This is a genomic window from Bacteroides oleiciplenus YIT 12058, assembly GCF_000315485.1.
Classification (GTDB): Bacteria; Bacteroidota; Bacteroidia; order Bacteroidales; family Bacteroidaceae; genus Bacteroides; species Bacteroides oleiciplenus.
This window is the reverse complement of record NZ_JH992943.1, coordinates 81,594-102,128: the sequence shown is the minus strand read 5'-3', so window position 1 is coordinate 102,128 and position 20,535 is coordinate 81,594. Positions and strand designations below refer to the sequence as shown.

13 protein-coding genes are annotated in these 20,535 nt (G+C 42.5%); 4 read left to right on the top strand and 9 right to left on the bottom strand.

Features of this window, described 5'->3' with window-relative positions; genetic code table 11:
* Nucleotides 1-6: 6 nt before the first annotated feature.
* Together HMPREF9447_RS16935 and HMPREF9447_RS16930 are read right to left on the bottom strand one after the other, a co-directional pair.
* The gene (locus HMPREF9447_RS16935; protein WP_009130979.1) at nucleotides 7-1,809 is read right to left on the bottom strand and encodes a RagB/SusD family nutrient uptake outer membrane protein; all 1,803 of its coding nucleotides are present in this window, start codon (nucleotides 1,807-1,809) and stop codon (nucleotides 7-9) included.
* Between the two features lie 12 nt (nucleotides 1,810-1,821).
* Nucleotides 1,822-5,040, bottom strand: a complete 3,219-nt coding sequence (locus tag HMPREF9447_RS16930) for a SusC/RagA family TonB-linked outer membrane protein (protein ID WP_009130978.1) — start codon at nucleotides 5,038-5,040, stop codon at nucleotides 1,822-1,824.
* 626 nt (nucleotides 5,041-5,666) lie between these two features.
* Between HMPREF9447_RS16930 and HMPREF9447_RS16925 the strand changes: the two genes are divergently transcribed.
* The 3 genes from HMPREF9447_RS16925 to queF are packed head-to-tail and all read left to right on the top strand — an operon-like array spanning nucleotide 5,667 to nucleotide 7,496.
* Nucleotides 5,667-6,347, top strand: a complete 681-nt coding sequence (locus HMPREF9447_RS16925; RefSeq protein ID WP_009130976.1) for a queuosine precursor transporter — start codon at nucleotides 5,667-5,669, stop codon at nucleotides 6,345-6,347.
* Between the two features lie 29 nt (nucleotides 6,348-6,376).
* A complete protein-coding gene (gene queC / locus HMPREF9447_RS16920) occupies nucleotides 6,377-7,030 on the top strand; it encodes a 7-cyano-7-deazaguanine synthase QueC (protein ID WP_009130975.1) in 654 nt (217 codons plus the stop codon).
* A 10-nt stretch (nucleotides 7,031-7,040) separates the two neighbouring features.
* A complete protein-coding gene (queF, locus tag HMPREF9447_RS16915; RefSeq protein ID WP_009130974.1) occupies nucleotides 7,041-7,496 on the top strand; it encodes a preQ(1) synthase in 456 nt (151 codons plus the stop codon).
* Nucleotides 7,497-7,530: 34 nt separating this feature from the next.
* Here queF and HMPREF9447_RS16910 read toward each other — a convergent pair whose 3' ends face one another.
* Complete coding sequence (locus HMPREF9447_RS16910) at nucleotides 7,531-7,824, bottom strand: hypothetical protein (protein ID WP_044138319.1); 294 nt, start codon at nucleotides 7,822-7,824, stop codon at nucleotides 7,531-7,533.
* A 144-nt stretch (nucleotides 7,825-7,968) separates the two neighbouring features.
* Here HMPREF9447_RS16910 and HMPREF9447_RS16905 point away from each other — a divergent pair, with 144 nt between their 5' ends.
* Nucleotides 7,969-10,302, top strand: a complete 2,334-nt coding sequence (locus tag HMPREF9447_RS16905) for a sensor histidine kinase (protein WP_044138418.1) — start codon at nucleotides 7,969-7,971, stop codon at nucleotides 10,300-10,302.
* Between the two features lie 18 nt (nucleotides 10,303-10,320).
* Here HMPREF9447_RS16905 and HMPREF9447_RS16900 read toward each other — a convergent pair whose 3' ends face one another.
* The 6 genes from HMPREF9447_RS16900 to HMPREF9447_RS16875 form a co-directional block, all read right to left on the bottom strand.
* Entirely contained in the window at nucleotides 10,321-11,544 is a 1,224-nt protein-coding gene (locus HMPREF9447_RS16900; RefSeq protein WP_009130971.1) for a glycoside hydrolase family 88 protein, read from the bottom strand.
* Nucleotides 11,545-11,558: 14 nt separating this feature from the next.
* Nucleotides 11,559-13,208, bottom strand: coding sequence for a glycoside hydrolase family 43 protein (locus HMPREF9447_RS16895; protein ID WP_009130970.1), 1,650 nt, complete (start codon nucleotides 13,206-13,208; stop codon nucleotides 11,559-11,561).
* Between the two features lie 143 nt (nucleotides 13,209-13,351).
* Nucleotides 13,352-15,295, bottom strand: coding sequence for a glycoside hydrolase family 97 protein (locus HMPREF9447_RS16890; RefSeq protein WP_009130969.1), 1,944 nt, complete (start codon nucleotides 15,293-15,295; stop codon nucleotides 13,352-13,354).
* A 197-nt stretch (nucleotides 15,296-15,492) separates the two neighbouring features.
* Nucleotides 15,493-16,584: a serine hydrolase domain-containing protein gene (locus HMPREF9447_RS16885; RefSeq protein ID WP_009130968.1), complete on the bottom strand. Its 1,092-nt coding sequence runs from the start codon at nucleotides 16,582-16,584 to the stop codon at nucleotides 15,493-15,495.
* Nucleotides 16,585-18,510, bottom strand: coding sequence for a glycoside hydrolase family 127 protein (locus HMPREF9447_RS16880; RefSeq protein WP_009130967.1), 1,926 nt, complete (start codon nucleotides 18,508-18,510; stop codon nucleotides 16,585-16,587).
* 271 nt (nucleotides 18,511-18,781) lie between these two features.
* Nucleotides 18,782-20,344 carry a hypothetical protein gene (locus tag HMPREF9447_RS16875; protein WP_052315211.1) on the bottom strand — a complete coding sequence of 521 codons (1,563 nt, stop codon included), beginning with the start codon at nucleotides 20,342-20,344 and terminating at the stop codon, nucleotides 18,782-18,784.
* Between the last annotated feature and the right edge of the window lie 191 nt (nucleotides 20,345-20,535).

Here is a 20,535-nt window from a genome sequence, read left to right as displayed (position 1 = left end):
ATGGCATTACATTTTTGTCCAATCACTGAATTGTGCTTCAGGGCCCCAGCCGGGATTTTGTTCCAGCATACCATTGGAGCGGTCGATTTCAATTTGGGGTATGGGCCAGTAACCTTGAGTTGCCTGCAAACGTTTCTTATAGTCGTATTTCACCATTGGTGTGATAGCTGCTGCATTGATGATATCAAATCCTGTCTGGCGGTTTAAGGCATTCCCGGCTTCTTCCAGAGAAGGTCCGGACCAGCGGAGCATATCCCACCAACGTATTGATTCAAAAGCAAACTCCCAACGGCGTTCTTGCTTAAGTGCGTCCAACGTATATGAAATAGGAGCCAGGTGTGAGCGCTGGCGTACTTTATTCAGACCTGTTGCATCGCTTGTCAACTCAGAGTGCATCAGCAGCACATCTGCAAAACGGATGTGGATGAGGTCGGCAATGTTCAATAACTGTGGAGACGTTTGGCTGGATATGCCCGGATATAATGTTTTTCCGAAAGCTTCGAGCACTCCATTGCTATTATACGCATTAATATTGATGTATTTCTTGTTGAAATATCCGGTTTGCTCATAGTAACGGTAAGAAACGGTATACGCAGGTTCAGAATCATCTAACCGGAAGTCGCCTAATATATTGCCTTCGTTGTTGGGGTCCATAGCTTTGTAGGACCAGATAGAACCGGAAATCCGAGGGTCTTCAGTATATCCATCCAGGAATGTTTGTTTATTGGACCATTCTTTCCAATCCTGTACCATACCGGGAGATACCGGACCTGCTCCCCAGCCAAAGTTAAATGGATAACTTTCATTTTTCCAGTCGGCGTCATCACCCGATGGGGAGTAGAACATTGCACAGGTATTGGAGAACCATGTGTACGTCCATGTGGAAGTCAGGTTGTGCTTATTGGCGAATAGTGTTTCAATAGAAGAATTACCTTCCCAGGCAAGTTTATGTTTTACTGCATATGCATATTGCTTCTGGGATGTACTGCTATTGGTGGCGGAATTTGTGTAAGCCCATAGATTGCGTTGATCGGAAACAAGGGCGTGTCCAGAGTTATTTATGCAGTCTTCCAGCCATTTGATGATCTGTTCCTTTGTGATTTCACCTTCCATCAGAGGCAGAGTCTTTTTATCGTAACGTCCGGTATAGAATAAAAATACCCGTGCGGCAAGTGCTTCTGCAGCGTACTTAGTGGCATGACCCGCCATGGCATTTCCTGCCGGATATATCCGGTTGGGCATCATTTCAATGGCATTTTTGATATCTGATGCAATCAAGGCATAAACTTCGTCAACGGATGCTCGTGGAAGATTTACTGCTTCGATTGTGGTGCGGAGTGGTACACCGCCGAATATTTTTACTAATTCATAGTAGGCCCATGCGCGGAGGAAATGAGCTTCACCAAAATGGCGCAGGCGTTCACCTTCACTTGACCAGCTTTTTACATTGTCAAGGGTGTTGATTGTATTATTTGCGTGATTTATAAGCTGATAACAACGGTCCCATATACCAAGTCTGCTATTCAGGTTTCCTTGGTAGAGCAAGAAGTTGGTAGCACAGTTACCTGAATAGGAGAGGTTGCCACCTAAGCAGTCATCACTGGCTAATTGAGCAGTATAATACTCAGAGGAAGTTTCCGGGTCTTCAAATAGTAGCTTTGCATAGATAGATGTCAACATCTGATTGGCATCTTTCTCTGTTTCCGGAAAGTTTTCGGTTGTTTTCTCTGTCAGCAACTTTGTGTCAAGGAAATCTTCACATGACGTGAGTAGCAGAAGTATTGGTAGTAAATATAGTAACTTTTTCATATTTTCATATTATTAGAATTTGACATTTAAACCGATCATACATGTGCGGGCTTCAGGATAATATCCTAAATCTATACCTTGTACCCAACCGAAATCGCCACCATAACCGATTTCTGGGTCCATTCCGGAGTATCCGGTGAAGGTGTACAGGTTTTGAACTGTGGCATAAAGCCTGAGTTGTTGCAGAGGTATCTTTTTGAATATCTTCTTGAAATCAACTCCGATGGTAATGTTTTTTATTTTGAGGTAATCGCCGTCTTCTACATAAATATCAGATACTTTAGACCAATTGCTGCCACCGGTACTTGCCAAGCGGGGTAATTTGTTGGAGGTTCCTTCTCCATGCCAACGCTCCAGGATGTCTGTAGTGAAGTTTTGCAATGGAGAACTTGCATAATCCCTATAGCATTTTAAGATTTGCTGACCGAAAGCTCCATAGGTAGTAACAGAGAGGTCGATCATCTTCCAACTGACATTGAAGGAGAAACCAAGTGTGAAATCCGGGTGGGGATTACCGATTTCTGTACGATCCTCGGAATTAATAACTCCGTCATTATTAACGTCTGCCCAGATTACATCACCAGGTTGTGTCTGTGCTCCATTTTCTTTAGCACCTTTATACTCGTCGATTTGCTTTTGATTTTGGAAAATGCCGAGGCTCTTATATCCATAGAAATATCCTAAAGGTTTTCCTATTTCTCCACGGGCACACTCGTCAGATGCATTCCATAAATTGCCTGAAGGACCATGAAGGATACCATCTTCATTGGGAAGCTCGGTAATTTTGTTTTTATTGAATGCAGGAGCTACATTGATACCATAATTCCAGTCTTTACCTATATTGTCATTCCAGTGGAGACCTATTTCAAATCCGGTATTACGTATAACTCCACCATTAACAGCTGCCGGGCTTGAACCAAATGAATAAAGTACAGGCGGGGTGATAAGCCAATCTTTGGTTAACCTTTTATACCAATCAAACTCAAGTGCCAGACAGTTATTGAAAAAGCGTGCATCGATACCAATGTTAAGTTGTTCCTGAGTTTCCCAGGAAAGGTCGGGATTTGTCAGCTTGTATGCATAGGAACCAATAGAAACCTGATCCATGGAGTTGCCGAATGAGTAACCTCCATAACCGTTATTGGCAGTAATACGTGATATATATTCAAAAGTGTTTACGGCATTATTACCATTTTGTCCCCAGGATGCGCGTAGCTTTAAGAAGTCCATCCAGTTGAGGTCCGGCATGAAGCTTTCGTTTGTAATGACCCATCCGGCTGAGAAAGATGGAAAGTATCCCCAACGATGGCCGCGGGCAAAAATAGAGGAGCCATCTGCACGCATAATGGCTGTTGCCATATACTTTTCTTTGTAGTTGTAGTTTATACGACCAAAGAAGGAAGCCATTTGACCTGCGGCACCGGGGGCTCCTGTTAAACTTTTAATCTTATTTTTATCATCGTATTTTATATTACTCAAATATGCATGTTCAAAATCAGAGAATTCGGATCCTTCTGCATTAGCACTCATGGAGTCGCCCATACCATATTTCTCAAGACTTTGTCCTATTACTGCGTCAATGTGGTGATCCTTGATGCTGAAGTTATAACTAACTGTATTTTCCCACGACCAGCGGTGATTGAGTGACATGGATTGGGTTACTCTGTCATCTTGTGTGGTTAGGCTTTGGCTTAATGGGCGATAGCTAGGAATATAAGAACGATAGCTTGAAGCAGATAAAATGTATCCGAATTGTGACTTGATGCGCAAATTCTTGATAGGTTGTAATTCTGCATAGAAGCTGGACTGCAAGTAATGGCTTTTACTTAATGCATGACTTGTATAATAGTCCATATAGGCTATTGGATTTGTAGTATTCTCTCCATATCCTTCTTCTTGTGCATCGTCATATAAGTAATAATCTCCTTTGCTATTGTAAGCGTGCATCAATGGAGTAGTAGTTAACATGTCACGCGTACCATTCCAGTAAATATCACTGGTGGCAAAAGAACCCATAGTTTGTTGAAACTTGTAGTTAAGCGTCTGACCTATCTTGAGGACATCGAGGTTTCCTACCTTTTTAAGAATATGGTTAGAGTTGATACGAGCATTATATCGGTCCATACTGGCAATACGACCAGGTGCCCCCATGGTGGCTTCTTGATTAAAATAGGTAAAGCCGATAGAGAAGGTCGAGCGTTCAGTACCTCCAGAAAAGTTTAACGAGTGGCTTTGAATAGGAGCGTCATTATTTAATATCTCTTTTATCCAGTTGGTTCCATTCCAGGTTCCTTCCTGGATGGCTTTATAATCAGCCGCTGGTAGCCATTTTTCCCAACTCAGGAGCGGGGTACCATCCATCATATGCATCTCATCCTCTATCATCATGTATTCTTGAGCGTTCAGCATGGTAGCAATTTTGGGAAGATTCTGAATGCCGTAATAGCCATCATAACTAGCTTCAAAATTACCAGCTTTACCTTGTTTGGTAGTGATAAGAATAACTCCGTTGGCGGCACGTGAACCGTAAATAGCAGCAGATGCGGCATCTTTTAAAACGTCAATAGATTCGACATCAGCAGGACTAAGCCCGTCGATACTACCATTGACTACTCCATCTACTACATATAAAGGAGAATAATTTCCATTAGTTCCCAGACCGCGGATATTAACTTTAAATCCTTGACCAAGAAAACCACCGTTTGAAGTAATATTTATACCGGGAGCCTGACTTTGTAAACCTCCTAATACATCTGTTGTATTTAGTTTAGCAATATCGGTTCCTTTAACTTGTACAGTAGCACCAGTAACCAACTTCTTCTTTTGAACTCCATAACCAACTACTACAACTTCTTCCAGTAGTTCGGCATCTTCTATCAAGGTTATTTTCATGTTTGGAGCTACTTTTACTTCCTGCGTTTTATAACCGATATAAGAGATTACTAAAATAGCATCTCTTTTCACGGAAAGCGAGAATTTACCATCTATATTGGTAATGATACCATTGGTTGTTCCTTTTTCCAGAACACTTGCTCCAATGATGGGCTCGCCCATTTGGTCTATTACTACACCATTGGCAACTTGTGATTGCAATTGTTCAGCAATTCCGGATAAACCTTCTGAATTTGTTTCGATTGCCAGAGTGGTATTGCTTCCTATTAGTAAGGCTACAATGGCAATGGTTGTGAGGATTTTGTTATGCAGTGTTCCTCGTGCGCGATTTTCATTCATGATTTGATGATTTTTGTTTAAAGCTAAATTTGGATTTAAAATAAATTAGATAGTGAGATGGACAATAGAATGTCTTAGGTCATTGATTTTTTTCTCATAAGCAATTGTTTTTCTAAGGTTAATATTATAAATAAGGTATTTCAGCATTTTGAGTCAGAAATCGTTCCATGTATTGTTCTGAGTATTGCTACTCCAAATATAATTTGTATTTTCTTTATTTAAAATAAGCGAATAGGTATATTAAACACTGTTATATATCGTTTTCTTTGCTTAAGAAAGTTGCGTGAATAAAATAAAGATTTAGATGCAACTAGCTTGCATTTTTGAAAAATATATTAATTGAGGGGTATTATGTTGTTTATTAGTTTATTAGTGTGGTTTATATTGCTTTTTATGTTTGTTTATTTCTTATTTTTTATCGAGTATTTAAAGTTCGTTAACTATATTTGTTCTCTGAGATGAAGTAGATGAGGTAATGAATTGACTTATATGTTCTCTTCTTTTCGTTAAAAAGTATATTATTTGCCAATTTTGGAAACTTATCGTATCTTTGCATCCGAATTAAAATGTATGATGCCGTGGATAGCGGTCGTGTATTCTAGAACACCACGTAAAAAACAGGAATTATGAAGCAAAAAGTATCTGTACCTTTTATGCTGCTAGGCATTCTGTTTAATGTTTGCCTGATTGCAGCCAATCTTCTTGAAACAAAAGTCATCCAGGTTTTTGGTATTACCGTAACCGCAGGACTACTGGTTTTTCCTATTTCTTATATTATTAATGATTGCATCGCCGAGGTGTGGGGCTTTCGCAAAGCCCGTCTTATCATCTGGAGCGGATTTGCTATGAATTTTTTTGTGGTCATGCTGGGATTGATAGCTGTGGCCTTACCTGCTGCACCGTTCTGGGAAGGAGAAGCACATTTCAATTTCGTATTTGGCATGGCGCCACGTATTGTAGTGGCCAGCCTGACGGCCTTTTTGGTTGGCTCATTTCTTAATGCTTACGTTATGAGCCGTATGAAAGTGGCGAGTGGCGGGCGGCATTTCTCGGCTCGTGCCATATGGTCCACGATAGTAGGGGAGACGGCAGATTCTCTGATATTCTTTCCTGTTGCTTTTGGAGGAATTATTGCCTGGCCTGAATTATTGTTGATGATGTGTATTCAGATTGTATTGAAATCCCTATATGAAGTATTGATTCTTCCGGTTACTATCCGCGTTGTGGTGGCTATTAAACGTATTGACGGTAGTGATGTGTACGATGAAGGTATTTCCTATAATGTGTTGAAAATCAAAGATATTTAAGGTGATGTGCAAGTAATAATTAAATAATTGTGAATAAAGAAGTTGCATTAGTAGTATTTAGTGGTGGGCAAGATTCTACCACTTGTCTGTTTTGGGCGAAGCGTAAATTCAAGAAAGTGGTTGCTTTGAGTTTCCTGTATGGACAGAAGCATGAGAAAGAGGTAGAATTGGCGCGGGAAATAGCCCGTAAAGCCGATGTGGATTTTGAAGTGATGGATGTATCTTTTATCGGTAAGTTAGGGCATAATTCGCTCACGGATGTTACTATGGTCATGGATCAAGAGAAGCCTGTCGATAGTTTTCCCAATACATTTGTGCCGGGGCGTAATTTGTTCTTTCTGAGTATCGCTGCCGTGTATGCCCGTGAGCGTGGCATCAGTCACATGGTGACAGGAGTATCTCAGACAGACTTCAGTGGATATCCTGACTGCCGGGATGCTTTTATCAAGTCTCTCAATGTAACGTTGAATCTGGCTATGGACGAACAGTTCGTGATCCATACACCTTTGATGTGGATTGATAAAGCGGAAACCTGGAGATTGGCAGATGAGTTGGGAGTACTGGAGTTGATACGCAGCGAAACTTTGACGTGTTATAATGGTATCCCGGGGGATGGTTGCGGTCACTGCCCTGCGTGCAAGTTGCGCCGTGAAGGATTAGAGAAATATCTTAATAGTAAATGATAGTAGAGTTATGACTGAATTGAAAGACCAACTATCCCTTTTGGGAAGAAAAACAGAATATAAGCAAGATTATGCTCCCGAAGTATTGGAAGCTTTTGATAACAAACATCCCGGGAATGATTATTGGGTGCGTTTTAATTGTCCGGAATTTACCAGTTTATGTCCCATAACCGGGCAACCTGATTTTGCAGAAATTCGTATCAGCTATATTCCTGATATTAAAATGGTGGAAAGCAAAAGTTTGAAGCTCTATCTTTTTAGCTTCCGAAATCATGGTGCTTTTCATGAAGATTGCGTGAATATTATAATGAAAGACCTTATCAACCTGATGAAACCTAAGTATATTGAGGTGACAGGTCTCTTTACTCCACGTGGTGGCATCTCTATTTATCCATATGCTAACTATGGACGTCCGGGAACAAAGTATGAAGCTATGGCGGAGCAACGTCTTATGAATAGGGAATAAAAGAGTGGGGTGTTGAATAAAACACCCCATAATATCACTTTTTGATGATTGTCACTTCTATGGCTTGCAGAATCTCTCTCCCTTCAATCTCTTCCTTGACGCATGTCACTTCCACACTATCATCCAACAGTACCCCACCTACTTTGTTGGTATTGTCATCCATGGTACTGATATTGACTGTATCCCCTTTACTGGTTATTAGAGTAATATTACTCATTGTGACATCATAAACAATACCATTGAACACTTGGGGCTGATCTTCTTGTTTGCAAGAACTGATACATCCTATAACGGATATGAACATGGATAAATAAATAAACGTCTTCATATATAATAGTTTTTCGTGGTTATTGTTCGAATGCAAATATAAAATTATTTATTGAAAAAAATATTGATTGCCGAATTGAAAATATTTTTCTGGCGAACTAATTATTATTATTATGTGTTTTTTAGAAAATTAGATTATGCAATCATGAGAATACTACTTTATATAAAATATCTTTTCCTTATCATTTTATTATATCTCTCTTCTTCGGTGTCAGCTGAGGATAAGAATAAGAGGGAGAATACTAGTACGGATTTGCTGATTATCAGCAGTTATGTATCAGGCGCTCCCTGGAGTCAGACTATTATTTCACACATTATGCAGAAAGAGTATGACCGGAGAAATATAAGTATGAAAGTGGAATATATGAATATTCTGACTATTGAAACACCCGAAATTCTGAGACAATATAAAGAAAACTTGTTTTCTACCTATGGAGAAAATCCCCCGAAAGCAGTATTGATGCTGGGCAATGCACCCTTATTGTTGCGGGATGATATGCGAAAGCATTGGGGAGATGTGTCTTTAATTGTATGTGCTGAAAGTGAATATGTGGGACCAGATACTACCTATATTTATAATCAAATTGTTCCGAAGCAGAACCGGATTTCTCTGAAAGATTTACGTGAAGAATATAATATGACTTTCTTGCAGGCACATTCTTTTATTCCGCAGAATATACAACTGATACATCGCATGCTTCCGGGTATGAAAAGTTTGCTATTGATTGGCGATCAGACAGATCGTGATATTGATTACGATCAGCAAGTCCGGGAGTTTATCAGAACAAAATATCCTGATTTGAGCTATAAATATCTATCTGCTGGCAGTTGGAGTTCCGACCAGTTGCTGGATACTTTGCGTCAGGTTTCTCCGAAAGAAACGGGAATACTGTTTGCTTCGTGGTTTCACAAACGAATGTTTGCAGGCAATATGGTGCTGATGGCCAACTCTTATAAAGTGATAGCCAATTCTTCTATGCCCAGTCCGTTTTTTGCTTTGTCAGCTTCTTTATCGAGTATTGAAGAAGACGGCAACATAATAGGGGGATGCGTCTATGACATGGACCTGTATTGTGAGGGAATTGTAAAAGCAATTGACGCCATAGTAGATGGGAAGCAGGCACGTGGCATTGCTTTGTATGACCCGAAGCCGGTTGTTATCTTCAATTATCCCTATATGGTGGACTTTGGCTTATTGCCGGAGAATTGTCCGGCGGGAACTATTTTCCTGAATGCCCCACCTACTTTTATGCAAAAGTATCAGTCTTCTATTGCAGTGGGCGGTGTGTCCTTATTGTTGATTGTGCTCTTTTTCCAACTCCGGAGAAATAAAATTCTGGAACGACTCCAGCAAGTGGAGCAGAACCAACGCTTTACTCATACTAAACTGGCTATGGCATTGGAAGTAGTTGATTTGCTTCCCTGGCAATGGGATTTACTGACGGATGAGATTACATATAGTTCGTATACGCCGATAGAACCGGGTAAGGAGGCAATATCCGAGATGACTTATTCTATCGGTATGCAGGATTATCTGACTCATATTTGCGAGGAAGACAGGGAGCGCCTTCGGCAGGTATTTCAGGATATACGTTCTAATAAAATCAAAGAGCTCCGGGAGGAATTTCGTATTCACCGTCACGACGCTATGGAGCAGGATATTGACTGGATGGAGGCACGCGGCTTTGTAGAAGAGTATGATGATAAGGGCAAACCCTTGATGGTAGTTGGCTCTTCATTGTTTATAACAGAACGTAAAGCAGCAGAACGGGAACTGATTGCTGCCAAAGAACATGCTGAAGAATCCAATCGGCTGAAATCAGCTTTTCTTGCCAATATCAGTCATGAAATCCGTACTCCGCTGAATGCCATTATTGGCTTCTCAAGCATATTGACAATGACAGAAGATGAAGAAGAAAAGAAGGAATATGTCAGCATCATTGAGAAGAATAATGGGATTCTGTTGCAACTCATCAATGATGTACTCGATTTATCCAAGATAGAAGCCGGAGCACTGGACTTGCATTATTCGGAATTTGAGTTGAATGAGATTTTGATAACCCTTAAGGAAGTGATAGATTCACGCTTGCAGGATGGGGTTGAACTGATTTTTGAACCTGGAATGCACGACAACTATCTTGTTTTCTCGGATCAGAATCGATTACAACAACTTGTTTTGAATTTCCTGACCAATGCCAGTAAATTCACTTCAAGTGGTAGTATTCGTTATGGCTATGAAGTTCGTGAAAAAGACATCTATTATTATGTAACTGATACGGGAACTGGGATTCCGGAAGATAAGCTCCATCTTATATTTGAGCGTTTCATTAAACTGGATAGCTTCAAGCAAGGTACCGGTTTAGGTCTTCCCATCTGCCAGCTTATCATTCAGAATATGGGTGGCGAAATCGGAGTTAAATCTACGTTGGGAAAAGGCTCTACCTTCTGGTTTACACTTCCCCTCAAACTGGAACAGTAAGAGGGGAGAGTGTTGCCTTTATATGACAGCCTTGTTTTCGATTAAGTTTTTCAGTCGTATCAAGGCTTCTATGTAGTAATAATCTGCATAGATGATGGCAGCATCTATTTCTGAATTACCCGGTAGATGTCCTGTAGAGTGGAGGAGGAATGCAGGTTTACTTTTACCGCATTGATATTGGTCCGAACTCAGACTTGCCAGCATTTTTATGGCCGCATCTTTATATTCACTACCTTTATTTGCAGGCAAATAGGTTGATAATTCCAGTAAGGCTGAAGCTGTAATGCAGGCAGCGGAAGCATCACGCGGAGCGTTGGGAATACCGGGGTCATCAAAATCCCAGTAAGGTACATAATCTTCCGGCAATCTTTGCAGATACACGTCCGTGACTTTCTGTACGAAGTCCAGATAACGCGGGTCGAGAGTTTCCCGATAGACCACTGTATAACCATAGATAGCCCATGCCTGTCCGCGTGCCCACATGGTGTTGTCTGCATACCCCTGATGAGTAACTCCTTTGATAAAGTCTCCCGTCAGCGTATCGTATACGGCTACGTGATAGGAAGTGTAATCTGGGCGGAACTGATATTTCATTGTTTTGTCGGCATGTGATACCGCAATATCCGCCAGATATGGATTTCCGCCATTTTTGGCAGCCCAGAAAAGCATTTCCAGGTTAATCATGTTGTCCATGATTGTGTTATGTCCGCCGAACATTTCTATATTTCTCGGCCAGGAAAGAATGGTTCCTACACGCGGTCTGAACAATGTAGCCAATGAATCTGCCGTATCCAGAATGACCTGTTTATATTCCGGGTTGTTCGTCAGGCGGTAGCCGTTGCCGTAGCTACAAAAGATTAGAAAACCCAAATCATGGTCGTATGCCGGAATCTGTGACAGGAATTTCAATGGTTCTGTGAACTTTTCAGCTTGTTCTTTGATAGCCGCCTTGCCGGTATATTCGTAGTCATACCATAGCACACCCGGCCAGAAGCCACTGCACCATTCATCTTTTGTCGCTTTTCTGCAATGCCAGACGTTGAGGCTGTCCATAATGTTGCGGGGCATCATCGTATAGTCGATTGTGCCGTCAGTCCCCTTGAGTTCGGTCAATGTACGCTCAACCTGATCGTTGCAGTAGTCTAGCGCCTCATAGACGTCTAAACCTGTTCCTTTGCCGGGCATGTTGCAAGCTGAAAGTATGCACAGACATGCACCGATTAATAATTCTTTTGTTTTCATATAATTAGTTCTTTTTATTTGTCCACATGAAACCAATCGGCGTCCACCCATCCTCTTTCTTTGCCGTAAGGGGCGGTACTGAATAGTCCGACTTTAGCACCTATCCATTTTCCCTGCCGTGCAGTGAAAGATGTACCGGCTGTTTTATATTTCTTTCCGTCCAAGCTGTAATAGAAGTGACAGATGCCACCTTTACTAACTTTGACCTGCAAATAAATTTCTCTTTCATAATTCGGATACAATCCTGCGCCAAATTGTTTGCTGATAGGAATATTTGCCAACTGGGTGACTGTTTCGGGTGTTCCTTGTTCCGCATCTGTGCATGTCACTTGTTTCAGTATAAATTTCTCTCCCTCTTTTTCAACGCCGATATAACAGTAATCCCATCCCATGACAATCAGTCCTGATTGCTGTCCATCCATTTTGGCGGATACCTTTAATTTGGTGGTTGCGGTGAACTCTTCGGCCATGAACTTTTGTAATAGCAAATTGGGTACTTCCCAGAAGTTCACGAAATCTTTGGAAAGGATGTGTCCGTAGATGCGTATGAAGCCGAGGTCGGAAGTAAAGCCGAATGTGTCTTGATAGTTGGCATGCCATTCCCATTGCATTCCTAATTGGCGGGTGTTGAATTCATCGCTTTCGACCGGTGTTTCTACGGGATAGCTTTTGCCTACATTGGGCTTTTTATAACGGGTTACGGGTTCACCGCAGCCGTCTCCGTCTTTATCTTCTCCTATCACAGGCCAGTCATTTACCCATTTCATCGGGTTCAGATGAACTACACGTCCATACATTGCCTTGTCCTGAAAGTGGACGAACCAGGATTCTCCGGTGGGGGTATCTACCCATGCACCTTGATGCGGGCCATTGATATCTGTATTGCCTTGTGCCATGACGATTTTTTTCTCGTAAGGACCGTACACATTGCGTGAGCGCAGCACCAATTGCCATCCGGTTGCTACGCCTCCCGCAGGTGCAAATATGTAATAATACCCATTTCGTTTGTAGAGTTTAGGACCTTCCACAGTGTGGTTCATTCCATCATTTCCATCGAATACCAATATAGGTTCACTGATTACCCTGGTACCTTCCGTGTTCATTTCGCATATAGTGACAACGCTGTTCAGAGCTGCCCGGCTTCCAGCCCATGCATGTACCAGATAAACTTTTCCATCTTCATCCCATAGGGGGGCAGGGTCTATCATTCCCCGTCCAGCTTTTACCAGTACCGGCTTTTCCCATTCTCCCGCGGGATCTTTCGTTTTTACCATAAAGATGCCGTGGTCGGGATCGCCCCAGTAGATGTAGAATTCTCCGTTGTGGTGGCGGATAGATGGTGCCCATACACCTTTGCCATGTTGGGGAGAATTGAAAAAACTAACAGGTTCAATCTCTTTCAGGGCATATCCTGCGTATTTCCAGTTTACCAAATCTTTGGAATGCAGAATCGGGAGTCCCGGAGCACATCCGAAACTGGAAGCTGTCATGTAGAAATCTTCACCCGCAGCACAAACATCCGGATCGGAATAATCAGCATGTAGCACAGGGTTTATGTAGGTGCCATCTTTTTGGTCCGCCACCCAAACCTTGGATACATATTGAGCCTCTGCTTGCCAGCATGCGGCACATAGTACAGTCGCAAATAGAAGTATCTTTTTCATCCTTAATTACCTTAAAATAAAACATCCTGAAAACAATTCTTTTTACCTTAAAAAATCTTCTACCTAAATTCATCCATGTTAGAGTCTAATATTGCTTATTAATACGGTTAAGTATTTATATCCACTCAATGGAAAATCTATTTTTATAATAGTTGTCCTTTGTATTGCTTATATCTTTTCATTTCTTTTCCATCGATAGGGACGAAACGTATAGCAGCGCCACCGCTTGGCTTTAGTTGGAACTTCATCGTTTGAGTACCATTTACCAGGAGGTAGGTACATGCTACTTGCGTCTTGGTTTTTATCTTTTCGCCTCCATCGGTGTAGATATAGGCGAGGTATGTTTGGTCTTTATCGAGAAAAGAAAGATTGATATTTTCGGTAGAACCATCATTGTTTGTCAGGGCTGCGACGAACCATTCTTGCCCTTTGCGGCGTGCCATGGTGATGTTTTTACCGGGTGTTCCGTCCAATACTTTTGTATCATCGAATACGGTTTGCAGGTTTTCGAACCACTCAATTTCCGGTTCTCCGTTATAGAATGACGGCTTATCATACCAGAAAATGGTTTGCAACGGACTGTAGAAGACGAGTGAGGCTGCCAGTTGATGGGCATGTGTTGTCTTCAGACGTTTGTCGTAGTAACAGATGGTATAGTCTGCCGCACCGTTAATCATGCGCGTGAAAGGCAATGTCACATTGTGGGTTGCATCAGGGAATTCTTCATTTCCGCAGATTCCTTCCTGCGTCAAAAGGTTAGGATATGTACGGCTGAAACCGGACGGACGATATTCATCGTGAATATTCATTAGTAGGTGATTTTCTGCTGCCAGACGTACCATATCGTGCATCCATGTGGCCCAGCGATGGCTGGCGTATTGCACAAATCCGGATTTCACACCAACAATCCCCCATTGGCGGAGCAATGGGAAAAGCTCCCGCATTTGTTTCATCAGTGCATGTTGATTGACGTATACCCATATGCCTATACCTTTTTCTTTTCCATAAGCTATTACACGAGGCATATCCAGTTTGGGAACTACTTTCGTAGCATCTCCGTCATGCGACGTACAGGGCATATACCATTGCCAGTCGAAAAGCATATATGGAATGTTGTGCGCTGCACAGAAATCAATTGTTGCAATAGCCCCTTCGGTGGTGATGGTAGTTTCACGCATAATTTTACCCGGTTTCACCCAGGAAGCAGCGTCTGCTATCTCACAAGGAGGATTTAAATTTTGGATAATGTCATTGTGTTCCAGCAATTCTCCAGGTTTATCTGCCGCCATCACAATTTTCCAGGGAGTAGCATAGTAGGTCACTACGTCTACGGGACTATACATGATAGAAGTGAGCGTATTCTTTTTTTCTGTAGAGGCGAGATATTTGGTGAGGCACCAGTCGTCTATATCAGCATCAGCCAGTGCAGCCCATGTTCCGTTAGGTAGTTCCATAGTCAGAGCACGTTCCACCGGACGTTTGATGTCGTTTATATCCAGATATTCGAAAAAAGCCTGTGCCCACTGTTCCGTCCATGCTTTCGTGCCTTCGGGAAGTGTGTATTCCGTCAGATCGCCCACCACTTTGTGGAAGATGGCTTTCGGATGTTCGGGAAAGAAATAGCGGAAAGCAACACCTTCATCGTAGGCGCGCACTTCGACGTTGAGGCGGTATTGGGAATTATCTTTTTTGGATAAATAGATGGTAGCGGCCTTGTAATGGTCGCGTACTGTGCTGCGCTCTCCGTAAAGGGGATGCCAGGTGATGTTTGTTTCGGGCTGATAGGTTACGGAGTCCACTTCCAGGTTATCCATCCAGGATGCAGGTTGTTTGAGGTCTCTCGCTCCTAAAGCCATTTCCCAAATGCGATTATCCAGTTCCAGCCCGGCACGTGATTCGTTGATGACAGGATGCCCTTTATAGTCCACCCGGTAACAAAGTTGGTTCACCGTTGGTGAAATTTGTTTCTGATAGAACACGATTTCCTGTGTCCCATTGGGAGATGCCAGCTTCAGTTCCTTTGTATTTTCTGCAAGGAGAGTGGAACTGAAAGCCAGCATAATGATTGCCGAATTTATATTCTTCATAATCTTTGTACTTATTGTTTTTATATAAATACGGTTTATCAGAAGAATATACTCAATTGAATGGAAGAATAATTGGGTAGAATCGGGAATTTGTTATTGCTTTATCTTGATAGTTGACTTTTCGTAAACGATTGGTATTCCCTTTCCATTAACGACAACTGCTGCCGGTCGTTTTTCACTTCTGAAACGGGCATTGATCACTTTATGGAGGAAACTATTTCTGAAACAGTTTTTGATAGAACCGGACTTCCATAGAAAGATGAAAATCCATCTTCTTTCTGAGAACTTCCCTGTACATGGGTAATAAAGAAACCATATACCTGGTCACGTTTGTTTATCCATGGGTAAGCACCGGCCCAACCTGGCGAACTGATTTGATAGGCTTCACCTGTTGTCGGGTCTACCAATTCCCTCCATTCTCCTAATCCATAAATACCGGTATGGTGTTGTCCTAAAGCTCGTTCTACATATTCTCCCGGACGGACTTCGGCATTGCCTATTTGATCAGCTTGCATTTCTCGTATAGTTTCCGGTTGTAGTATCTGCCTGCTTTTGAACATACCTTCATGGTATATCATATTCAGGAAACACATATAGTCGTGCAAGGTTGTGCATAGTCCTCCTCCTAGCATCGGTGCATGTCCGCCGTCTGTATTGATCGGAGTGAAATGAGAATTGTTCATTCCTAAAGGCTTGGCAATCAACTCCTGGAATAGTTCTTCAAATTCTTTATTCATGGCTTTTTCTGCCATCCTTCCGGCAATCTGCATGGCAAGTCCGCCATATTCAAAGCGGGTGCCCGGAGTGAAAACCGTATCCAATGGAAGAATCTCAATCATGGATGAATCCAGATGATTATAGTTGTCTACCCGAGGTTCCGGTAAATACGGGCGTACACCGGAAGTATGCGAAAGTAATTGCCGTAGCGGGATGCTTCCTTTGATATCGTTTTTAAATTCCGGTATCCATTTTGCCACACTATCATCCCAACTCAGGCCAGTACGGTCTACCACTGCTCCAATGACTGCTGCTGCTACCCATTTTCCGGCAGACGCAACATACACTTTAGTGTCGGGAGTAAAATTCCTATAGGCTTTCTGAAATATAATACTATCATCCTTAACTACACAAATGGTTGCTCCGGGATAATACTCTTTATCTATCCAGCCAGTGATAATAGAATCGAGCGGTGCAAAATCATAAGCCGCTTGCCTGTTACTGACAGGGCGGCATGATAGGAGTAAAAAATAAATTCCCCAAAGAGAAACTGTAAGAAGATTCTTTTTCATCTATTTTGTTTTTAAATCCCAATATACAACATAACGTTGATGGTGCACATCGTACAGAGGCTTCAATATAGTACCTTCCGCATTTTTGAACTCCAGTTCTTTACCTGTACGTTGCAGGCTACGTTCCGGGTGTTTTAAGTCTACTTGCAATGTCGTATTCAATCCTGCCGGAATATGATAATCGTAAGTATAGTAATCATTATATAGCGCAGGATTGGAGAAAGGAGCCGGAGACTGCATTCCTTCGGTGCCAAGTTCACCCGCCAATACTAACGGCCCATATACTAACGCTCCCTTTTGAGGATTATCGGGAGTTGTTTCCAACTGTATTTCCATTGGATAATTGGCCTCAATCTTATCTCCGTCTTTCCATTGGCGTGTGACGGCAATATATGATCCTGGTTTTTGTTTTACAGATACTTTCTTGCCATTAACGGATACTGTCACCTTCTTGCTCCATGAGGGATAGCGCAGATAAACAGTCGTTTTTACCGGCTCTTTCGCATGGATGCTCAGGATAGTGGTTTCTTCCGCTGGGAAGTTCGTTTCCTGACGAATAGTCATTCCTTTTTCTTTCCAGTTTACTTCTGAAGGGATAAAGAGATTCACGTAAATTCCTTTCTCATTCTGATAATAAATGGCTTCTCCGTATTTGGCATGGTTTTCAAAGCCACTGCCTACACAACACCAGAAAGAGTTCTCTTGGGTACTGTACACTTTGTGTGAGCCGGATAGCAAAGGCAGGAAATAGGAGAACATTCCGGTTTCCGGGTCTTGCTGTCCCAAGATATGGTTGTAGAGTGCCCGTTCATAGTAGTCAGCTATGGAGGCATCTCCCGTCCAGCAGAACAGGTGACGGCTTAGTTTCAGCATATTGTATGTGCAACATGTTTCTCCGGTATAGCCGGTGAGGTGTTTGGAGAATTGCTGCGGGTCAAAGTAGTGTTCTTTATCACTGCTGCAGCCGGGGGCAAAGGTGTGATGGGCAATCATGGTATGCCAGAAGAAATCAGTCAGCGTGCGGCTTTCTGCATTTTGCGTCAGCTCATAGTTGCGGGCTTCGGCCAGAACCTTGGGAATGAATGTATTGGTGTGTTTCGTACCCAAATCGTCGCGCTGTTCTTTCAGAGGATCGATTACATCGTTGTGATAGAAGAAATTGGCGAGCCAATGGTAGCGTTCATCTCCTGTAATGGCGTAGAGGTTATAGAAAGACTCGTTTACTCCGCCGAACTCGTTCCGTATCATTCTCTTTCGTGTCTCTTCATCAAGAGGCTTCAGTTTATTGTAAGCCCAGTCACCCATGCGGGTTACTACTTTCAATGCCTGTTTATTGTCTGTATAGAGGTATTGGTCTATCAAGCCGGAAAAGAGTTTGTGCAATGTATACCAAGGTGCCCACACACTTGTCCCACGTATATTTCGATTAATCAGTTCTTCGGGATAAGCACTGAGATATCCGTTTCCCAAAGCGTCCTGCACTTCAGCCAATCCGCTGACCAGACTGTCGCCTTTTAATTTGAAGATTTCACTTCCGGAGGCTGCATACATCAGTGCGTATGCTGATAATAGGTGTCCGGTGGTATGTCCGCGTATTTCGCAATCCAGAGACTCCCAACCGCCCAGTTTCTTTACGGTCATATATCCGCCTTCACGTCCTGCAAATACACCTGCATTGTTGCGGAAGCTGTGTAGCAGACGGTTGGTTGCTATTGAGGTCATCCAGAGAGAGTCCCGCATCATGTTGTCGCGGAAGCGGCTCGGAAGCAGGCGTATATCTTTTAAATCAAAACTTTGTACCTGCATAGGAGCTATGGTTTCTTTTTTCATTTTCCCTGCATGCTGTCCGGGATAGATGGATTGGGCAAGAAGGTTGCTCGCTACTATCGAACAAATAGTTATCACTATTAACTTTTTACATTTCATACTTTTATATTTTAAGGGTCACTTTTTTACTTGAACGTTTTCTATGTGTAATATACGAATAAGGAGTAATGGATACTCAAAAGCCCTTTTGGAAATATGGAATATCTTTTGTCTGTTGGCAAAGTTACTTCATTTTTGTGCGGATATGAAGTAAATCGGGAGTTAGAAGGAGCTATCCGCCCGCGGGGCAGGCTTAGGAGTTAAAAGCCGATACTCCTGCTACTCACAAGCAAAGGAAAGCATTAAGGGGACTATCGGCCTTTAACTCCCTCTAACTCCTGAGCGAAGCGATAACTCCTTGGCCTCCTTTCTTATCTGTGATGAAAAAGATACGTTCCACTGGTTCTGCTGTCTGTACTTTTCCGGCAATGCCATATTGCCAGGCTACAACGGTGACTTTCATCGGAAATTTGGAGCGGGGTGGGATAGGGGTAAGTACTACCTGATTACCTTGTATTATGGCGGGACCTTCTTTTATATAGTAGGAGACAGGTAATCCGCAATCACTGCTTGCCTTGAGAGTCAGGGATTTTGTCGCTTTGTTCACATCCGGTAAACCGGGAAACAGGATATGCTGCCGTTTTCCATCAGTGTTCCGATAAGGAATATTGAAAGTAAGTTGTTGCACTGTACTCTTGTATTTTCGGTCTCCTGGGTTACTGGCCAACAGCCATATGCTGTTTGTACGCCGGGGATTATCCATTCCCATACGATAGAATGACACGATGAAAGTAGTGTCATTTACCTTCTGTACAGGTCCACAGATGCGTGTGATTTCCGGTACCCCGTTTGCATGTTCCTGCGAAAATTGGGTTCGCAAAGAATCAGTAAAGACGGCTTTTAAATGAAAGGTTACTCCGTCTTTTTCGGGGAGGAATGTGGTCTGAATGCGTGCATGTAGCTTCTCGTCATATTTCGGAAGTTTTCCATCCTGCGTAAAACTCAGATATTGCTCTTTTTTGCCCGGATTTTCTGCGTAGCGCTTTTCTGTAATGGTAGCTATTTCCTCATCAAAATACCAGAAAGCATCGTGGCGGTCACCTTTATATGCAGAATGAGGGGCAGCTTTGGCACGTCTTTTCTGGTTGGGATGCCAACGTTCTGCCAACCAACCATCGGTTGGATTTATCGGTTTCATTTTTACAATTCCGTCTTCCGAAAATTCATCCGGGAATCTTTGTTCTATTGCTTTTTTCAGAAATAAAGCGATATACGCTGCGGTTTCGTCTGCTACATCAAAATGTCCACGTCCTGTGTCGCAGAGGAAAGAGACACAGCTTTTCGGATACATCATGCGGAAGGCCAGAGCGGGAGTGACGCGGTCTTCCCACCATTCATACTCTCCTTCTATCATGAGTCCGGGAATGCCATCAATGTTACGGTTTCTTCCCCATTCCAGATTTTCCCGTCCGTAGCCGGTCAAGTTTGTGCGGGGAGCATCACCGTGCAGTGAGATGATGGCCAGTGTCCGTTTCGGATTCCATGCTGCAAAGTTCCAGGGGTAGGTTGCCATAGCTGAATGTCCGATAGGCACAATCGGAATATTTTTCAATTCCCTGTAACCGCTGACTTTTGCTAAGTCGGACATCATCTTTTCAAAGATTTGTTGTGTACCTTTCGATACATCCCATTGCTGGTCGATTCCCGGTGTAATCCAGACAAATCCGATTCCCAGTTGCTGCATCTCCTTGCGGAAAAGAGGATTCTCAAAGAGGGTCTCTTCACTCATATTGTGCTGTCCCACAATAATGGCTTTTACCTGCATGCAGTCAGCAGGTATCCATAAGAAAGCCGTAGGATATTTCCCCGTCTCACCGGAAACTGTTCCATCCAACGTTACAGACCATTGCCACTCTCCGGCTTGGAGGTTGTGTAAAAAGTAAGAATCAAGTGTTCTTTGACATTTTGTATTAAAAAGGAAATGCTCTTTATCTCTTTATTTTGGAATTTCTATTGTTGTCCTTTGGCAAATGACCGCTATTAGGTATACTTAATACCCCAATAGTGGACTTGTTGCAATAGTAC